General features: G+C 64.6%; 5 protein-coding genes and 1 pseudogene. 1 reads left to right on the top strand and 5 read right to left on the bottom strand.

Features of this window, described 5'->3' with window-relative positions:
• The 3 genes and pseudogenes from VFA16_RS00435 to VFA16_RS00425 all read right to left on the bottom strand — a co-directional run.
• Positions 1–641: pseudogene (locus tag VFA16_RS00435) on the bottom strand (cytochrome P450); the annotation flags it as partial.
• 11 nt (positions 642–652) lie between these two features.
• Positions 653–1,711 (bottom strand): LLM class F420-dependent oxidoreductase, encoded by a 1,059-nt coding sequence (locus VFA16_RS00430; protein ID WP_324965924.1) that lies wholly within the window; start codon positions 1,709–1,711, stop codon positions 653–655.
• 74 nt (positions 1,712–1,785) lie between these two features.
• Complete coding sequence (locus VFA16_RS00425; RefSeq protein WP_324965923.1) at positions 1,786–2,244, bottom strand: pyridoxamine 5'-phosphate oxidase family protein; 459 nt, start codon at positions 2,242–2,244, stop codon at positions 1,786–1,788.
• A 113-nt stretch (positions 2,245–2,357) separates the two neighbouring features.
• On the opposite strand from VFA16_RS00425, the gene VFA16_RS00420 reads away from it, so the two are divergent.
• Entirely contained in the window at positions 2,358–3,854 is a 1,497-nt protein-coding gene (locus VFA16_RS00420) for an acyl-CoA carboxylase subunit beta (protein WP_324965922.1), read from the top strand.
• Here VFA16_RS00420 and VFA16_RS00415 read toward each other — a convergent pair.
• Positions 3,844–4,896 (bottom strand): TIGR03857 family LLM class F420-dependent oxidoreductase, encoded by a 1,053-nt coding sequence (locus tag VFA16_RS00415; RefSeq protein ID WP_324965921.1) that lies wholly within the window; start codon positions 4,894–4,896, stop codon positions 3,844–3,846. The genes VFA16_RS00420 and VFA16_RS00415 overlap by 11 nt on opposite strands.
• Positions 4,893–5,467 (bottom strand): alpha/beta fold hydrolase (locus VFA16_RS00410; RefSeq protein ID WP_414687603.1); only part of this gene is annotated, 575 nt, incomplete at its 5' end. The genes VFA16_RS00415 and VFA16_RS00410, both read right to left, overlap by 4 nt.

Raw genomic sequence — 5,467 nt, 5'->3', positions numbered from 1 at the left:
TCAGTCGGATTTTCGCGCCGCGATGCGGTGACGCCGTTGAAGTACTGGAACATATCGAGCAGCGCCGGCAGCTGGTCTTCGTTGGTGGTGCCGCGCTTGAACTCGGTGTCGTCACTGCCGAACAGTTCCTGAGTCAGCTTGAGCATCCGGGGAAAGTCCGCTTCCGGAATACCCAAGAGCGACATGATCACGTACAGCGGATAGTTGACTGCGACTTCTTGGACGAAGTCACACTCCGGGCCGACCTCCCTCATCTTGTCGACGTAGATCTTGGCCAGCTCATCGACGCGGACCTTCAGCGCTCGCATGGCCTTCGGGCGAAACCAGTCGGCGCCGATTGCGCGCACCACCCGATGCTGCGGGTCGTCCATGTGTATCAACGTGCGCACCCCGACGTTGGCCTGCATCTCATCACCTTCCGCGGTCGTCAGGACCGGCCGCGGCCAGTTGGTGAACAGCATGTTGTCGCGCTCGATATCCATGATGTCGGCATGTTTGGTGATCGCCCAGAACGGCCGATAGTTCGGCACCTCCACCCACGACACGGGCGCATTGGCACGCAGATGCGCCAGCGCCGCATGCAATTTCGGCTCGTCGGTGTACGCCAGTGGGTCGGCCAGCAGCTTGGCGGCCTCGTCCATCGTCCGCGTGCTCATGGGCTACTCCTCACTGAGTTCGGTTGGCGTCGTAGTTCTTCCAGAACGGCGCAAACAGCGGTCTCGGGCAGGTGCGACGGCAAGCTCGGTAGGGCGCGGTCGATGAGGCCGTCACAGCGATCTCTGATCTTGCCGGCGAGCTGGTCGAGCTCGGCGACGACCGCAAAAGCATTGAGAATGTCGTCGTCGATCAGCGATCCCATGGCGTCCCACTCGCCGCGCAGCGACAGCTGATGCAGCTCGGTGTGTAGGTCGCCCCACCCGTGTAGCTCCAGAACGTTGCGGTAGGCGGGTGTCGATCCGTAGAAGGCGATCTGCTTGCGCGTACCAGCGGCCGCGGCCTGGAACTCGGCGTCGTTGGCGCCGGTCACGACGAACAGTGGGCAGGTGAGCTGAAAGTCGCTGGGGTTGCGGCCAGAACGCTGCATTCCGCGCTGCAACGCCGGCATCGTCACCTCGTCGAGGTAGCGCTTCGTGGTGAACGCGTGGGCCAGCATGCCGTCGGTGACTTCACCGCACATCTCGGTCATCGCTTCGCCGACCGCGGCAACGAACACCTTCGGAAACCCGTAGGGTTGCTGCTCCGGCGTGAACATCGGAGTCATCAGCTTGTGGGTGTAGAACTCGCCCTCGAATCGCAACGGCGTGCCGTCGCGCCACGCCGACCAGATTGCCCGCAGTGCCCAGATGAACTCGCGCATGCGGCGCACGGGATGACTCCACGGCATGCTGAACCGTTTCTCGATGTGCGCCTGTATCTGCGAGCCGAGCCCCAGGATGAAGCGGCCGCGCGAGTATGCCTGGAGGTCCCAGCCGATATTGGCAACAGTCATCGGGTTGCGGGCGAATGCCACCGCAATGCTCGTTCCCAGCTCGATTTTCGAGGTGTGCTCGGCGGCCAGCACCAGCGGCAGGAACGGATCGTGGTCGACTTCGGCTGTCCAGCAACCGTCATAGCCTCGCCGCTCCAGTGCCGCCGCCGCCTGCGGCACGCGAGCGAGCTGACTGGAGACACCCCCGTCGACCTTGAGGCTCGACCTGGCCGTGGCGCTCATCTGCGTGTGTTTCCTGGTCGCGCGAGGCACCCACGACTCATGTCAGGTAAGCTACAGTAAGCCCTTCGGTAGGGTCAACGTTTCTGCCCTTTTGCGATGCGCGAGTTATCCCACGTCAAGATGCGCGGGTCAGGTATGAAACGAAGAAACACCTGTTTCGCGTAGTAGGACTGAGTCGCCGACGGAAGCCTGTCGAGTTGCGGCCGGAACGCGACGTACTTGGCAGTGAGCGTGTCGTTGATCCTGTCCATCGCGTCGGGGCCCTCGACGATCTGCACACGCCCCGTGAAGTGGACACCGCGGAGCTCGGCCCAGCGCTCGCCGGATTCGACGAGAAACGATGCGCGTGGGTCATGCCGAATCCGGGCGATCTTCTTGGTGCCGGCCGGTGTCATCATCGCGATCGTGCGGTCTTGAACCACGAACCACACTGGCAACGTGATTGGCATACCGTCGCGGCGCAGCGTGGTCAAAATTCCCGTATGCGCTGCCGCAACGAATTCCCACGCCTCTTCGGTTGCCAACCGGATCACTGTGCCACTCCATCTGCCGATGACCGCACTACGCTGTCGCCGACGCTACAGTAAGCAGTTCAGTACGTAGGTTCGATTCAGACCATCGCCTTGCGACGAGTTAGGACGGGAGCATGACCAAACCCGAAGGCTGGGAGGAGACGCTCGACGACCTCAGCCGTCGCCGTCAGCACGCATGGGACATGGGCGGACGCGAGCGGCTCGCCAAGCACCACGGCAAAGGCAAGCTCGACGCCCGCGCCCGCGTCGAACGACTCCTCGACCCAGGCACATTCCGCGAGCTCGGCACGCTCGTTGGCGGCGAAGTTGCCGCCGACGCGATCGTCGTGGGCTCCGGATGCATCAACGGATCACCGGTAATGGTGGGCGCCGAAGACTTCACCACGATGGCCGGCACCATCGCACCCGGTAGCAACTCCAAGCGCTACCGGATCGCCGAGCTGGCGCTGCGCGACAAGATCCCGCTGGTGATGCTGCTGGAAGGCGCCGGCTTCCGGCCCGCCGGCGGGCACTACGGGCGCACGCCGACCGACCTGCTGGCCCAAGCTCGCTGCTCCGGACGAGTGCCGACCGTAGCGGCGGTGCTCGGGCCTTCGGCGGGGCACGGGGCGCTGGTCGCTCCGGTATGTGACTTCCGGATCATGAGCCGCCAGGGCGCAATCTTCACCGCGGGGCCGCCAGTCGTCAAAGAGTCGACGGGCGAAGACATTTCGAAAGAGGACCTCGGCGGGCCTGACGTTGCACTGGCCAGCGGGGTGATTCACAACGTCGCCGACGACGACGAAGCGGTACTCGATGCAATCCGCCGCTACCTGTCGTATTTCCCGCCAAGCGCGTGGTCGTATCCACCATCGCTGCCTGCCGACGAGGCCGCCCAACCGCGGCCAACCCCGGAACTGCTCGACATCGTCTCGCGCGATAACCGCCGCGTCTACGACATGCGCGCCGTGCTCGATGTGGTTTTCGATCGTCCGGATTGGTTCGAGGTTCAGCCGAAGTTCGGCCCCGCGATCATCTGCGCGCTGGCCCATCTGGGCGGCCATCCGGTGGCGGTGGTGGCCAACCAGCCCAAGGTGTTGGCCGGCTCAATCGACGCCGACGCCGCCGATAAGGCAGCGCATTTCATCATGGTGGCCGACTCGTTCCACCTGCCGATCGTCTTCCTCGCCGACAACCCGGGCATGCTTCCGGGCAGCCGGTCCGAGCGCGCCGGGGTGCTGCGCAGCGGCGCGCGGATGTTCGCCGCGCAGACCGTCGCGACGACGCTGAAATTGCATGTGACACTGCGGAAAGCGTACGGGTTCGGCTCAATGGTCATGTCCTTGATCGGGTTCGACGACCAAGTGGCCACCTTCGCCTACCCGGGCGCGACGATGGGCGCGATGAGTGCCGCAGCTTTGAGCCGCGCATCGCATGCCGGCGAAGACCTGTCCGCCGCGTTACGCAACGCCGAGCTGCAAGCGTCGTATCGGTCGGCTGAGCACATGGGCTTCGACGAGCTCATCGATCCCCGCGAGACACGCGACGCGCTGCTGGTTGCGCTGCAACGCGGGCTTTACAGCAGGCAAGCCGCACCAGAGCCGGTGTCGCGCGCGGCGATCATGCCGTAAGTGAGTTGACTCGGTACGCGACGACGATCGGCTCGAGTTCGTCGGGCGTGGCGCCGTGCATGATCACCGCGTCAGCTCCGTAGTCGAACTCCTTGCGGATGCGCTCTACGCATTGCTGGGGTGATCCGGTGGCCGACGGCTCCAGCCACTCGTCGGGGATCAGCGTCGCGATGTGCTCGATCTGGTCGGCGGTGGCCTTGTGGTCGATCCCGCCCGCGATCGACGTCACTACCGGATCTTCCCGGAAGCGTTGCAGCACAGCGGGGTCCCAGTTATTCGTGCGTACCAGCAGATCGCCGTAACCCTGCAGGTAGGTGGCCAGCCGGGCCACCGTCTTCTTCAACCGGACCGCTTCGGGAAGGTGGTCGCCCACCGTCGCGAAGCACGACCACACCCGGACGCTGGCAGGGTCGCGGCCCGCTTGTTCAGCTGCGTCCTTCACCGTCTTGACGCACCGCTTGACGGTTTCCGGCGTGAAATATGTGTGCAGGACGACGTCATCAAACACCTTGCCGCCCAACGCGAGTGATTTCGGGCCAAATGCGACAAGCCCCAGGCGGATGTCTTCGTCGAAATCCGGATCGAGCACCAGCACCGGGTATTTGCCGATCGGACCGTCGTGGTTGAAAATCATCTCTCCTCGCCACAATCGGCGCATGACGTGCGCCCAGTCCTCCATCTGGGCGGTGGTGACCGCCGGCATGCCGAAGGCGCTGTACATCGCGGCGACGCCACGTCCGATGCCCAGAGTGAAACGTCCGCCGGAAAGCCGATGCATGGTGGTGGCCCACGACGCGATGATCAGCGGGTGGCGCGTGTTGTGATTGGTTGCGGCGGTGGCAATTCGCATCCGGTTGGTCACCGCGCAGGCAGCGCCGACGAGCGACGACGCTTCCTTGACATTCCAGCGTTCGGAGATGAACGCAGTGCCGAAACCCAACTCCTCGCCGCGGCGAGCCTCGTCCATGAGGGTTGCCGGTCCCTCGCCGCCGGCCCCGGCCAACAGGTAGTAGCCCAGCTCGTCAAGAACGCGATCGCTCAACTCCCCTTCCCCACTTCCTCGATCACCCCGCGCAGAAACCTCTCCGAAACTGCTTGAACACGCCGGGAAAACACGTGCCCGACGTGACTGCCGTCGTACCAGTAAAACTGACCACCCCACCGCTCCTGTAATGCAAGGGCGGGCTCGCGCATCGCCATCCGGTCGTGCCATGCGCCGACGATGAGCCGCCGCTGTGGCGGCGGCGCCGGTTCAACCCTTAGCGGATCGATCACGGAGGTCAGCTCCGACACCACCGGCGCCTGCAACAGCTCGCGGACGCCGTGCTGCGATGTGCCCCAGCGCGCCACATGCCGCGCGATCATCGCGTTGAGTCCCAGGATCGGCGTGTAGAGGGCAACTCCATCCACGGGCGTCTCCAGATGCGAAACCAGTGCGGCGACTGGGCTGCCCATGGAAACCCCGGATACCACAAGGGCGGTCGATTGTGGCTGCAGCCATCGCACGACGGCGCGGACCTCCGACACCGAGCGCATCATGCCTGCCACATTCGTCAGCGGATCGAGGTTGGGATAGGGCGGCCATTGGCGGCGCCGGCTTCCGTGGCCGGGCT

The sequence above is a fragment of the Mycobacterium sp. genome, assembly GCF_035653355.1.
Classification (GTDB): Bacteria; Actinomycetota; Actinomycetes; order Mycobacteriales; family Mycobacteriaceae; genus Mycobacterium.
This window is presented reverse-complemented; position numbering and strand designations above follow the sequence as displayed.